General features: G+C 56.3%; 2 protein-coding genes and 1 pseudogene. All 3 read right to left on the bottom strand.

Translation table 11 applies throughout. The features are described from left to right. Nucleotides 1–343: IPT/TIG domain-containing protein (locus tag AB4043_RS26260; RefSeq protein WP_442308620.1), on the bottom strand; the 343-nt coding region annotated here is incomplete at its 3' end. Beyond that, nucleotides 327–1,160, bottom strand: coding sequence for a polysaccharide deacetylase family protein (locus AB4043_RS26255; RefSeq protein ID WP_442308619.1), 834 nt, complete (start codon nt 1,158–1,160; stop codon nt 327–329). The genes AB4043_RS26260 and AB4043_RS26255, both read right to left, overlap by 17 nt. After that, a pseudogene (locus AB4043_RS26250) lies at nt 1,150–1,528 on the bottom strand (glycosyltransferase family 2 protein); the annotation flags it as partial. The gene AB4043_RS26255 and the pseudogene AB4043_RS26250, both read right to left, overlap by 11 nt.

Here is a 1,528-nt window from a genome sequence, read left to right as displayed (position 1 = left end):
ATGGAATACCGTTTGAGACAGGTCCGCTGCCGGTGTGCAGAAGAATCTGACCCGATTTTGCATTCCGTCCAAGTTGGAAAGAGATCTTATCCTCGGACCAGACCGGATAGGATACAGCCGCTACGTCACCTATCGTGACGTAGCTTGTGCCTCTCGACGATCCAAAGCCGGAGCCGTAGATCGTAACAAAGGCTCCTTGATCGTTTTGGCCTCCCGCGACTGGGCCGCTGAGCAGATCGCTGAAAAAAATCCTGGGAACAGGCGTGCGCGTTTGGCTGTCACCGGGTAGGGCGCGGATGAACAAGGCCAGCAGGATAAACAGAGTTCTAGTGCCAGGTCGCATGGCTCGGACGCCAGAAGAGAGTGTGTGCAAGGCTGTTTTCTGTCAGAAGTGGATGCGTGCACGTATGGGAAGCGAGCATGTGACCCTGCTTTGCAAGAGAGCGCATTTCCTCCCATGTCATAAGCCGCTCATACGGATCGCTGGCGATGCGATCGAGAGCCGGGTCCAATCTAAAGAGCGCTTCATCAACCCGCTCAAGAATCTCTGCCGCGCTGAACTGCTTCAGCCATGACAAGACCTTCTCCTCGGAGCCCGACACGATCTCCGGGCGGGGGCGATTGTTTGACTGGACATGGAAGCTCTCCAGGAAGCTCTTCCAGAGATCGCTACGGTGCGCCTGCTGGGTCAGACGGTGCAGCCAAAGCACATGTTCGGGCCAGAACGGATGGGAACATCCTGCATAGGCTGTCACAACGAAGAAACATGCCTTGATATTGAAAGCGGCCAGGTACGGAGCAGCCACCTCATAGTTATCGGCCCAGCCGTCATCAAAGGTCACGAGGACCTGAGGACGCTCGCTACGCACGCGTGCGTGTGACAGATCAGTGGGGGCAATGATATCGGTCTCAGCACGAAGGTACTGCAGCAACGCTCGAAAACCGCTTTCGCGGAGCACCATGCCGCGAGGCGACCGGCATTGATGCATCTGGCCGTCCGGGATGATTCGGTGCAGCATCAGCACAATAACGCCGTGCTTTCTTGCAATATTGCTGCGTGCCGCCTGAAGCTGGCCGCATGCATCAAGCGTCTGGATCCTGATCTGACGCAGGACGGTTCTCAGGGGCGCACCGCCGTTATAGTTTCTCTCACTGTGCACGCGATACCTCCCGTTCTGGTCTCCACGAGACGTAACGTTCACCCCGCACAAACTGGACGATAGCTGCGAGCGCCGCGGCATTCACAATACAAAAGTAGAGAGGAAGTGCGAGAGGCCTGGCCAGCTTCTGTACGGGAACGAGAGCTGTAAGCATGGCGACGGCATAGACGAGTGCCTGCGCAACGAAGATCAACCGATAAAGAGAGATCTGGATCAGAAGAGATGAGGATAGAAACGTACCCAGGAGGAAGAGGGGGACACTGTATCGGAGCAACTTATGCGAATACAGCTGCAGCGCGATCCACGGGTATTTCCAAGGCAAGAGAAGCGAGCCTACGCTGCTGATCCCATGTAGCGCTCTGGTAATG

Origin of the sequence: Terriglobus sp. YAF25, assembly GCF_052113305.1 — a bacterium.
Classification (GTDB): domain Bacteria; phylum Acidobacteriota; class Terriglobia; order Terriglobales; family Acidobacteriaceae; genus Terriglobus.
The sequence above is the reverse complement of the archived record's forward strand: the minus strand, read 5'-3'. Positions and strand labels throughout refer to the sequence as shown.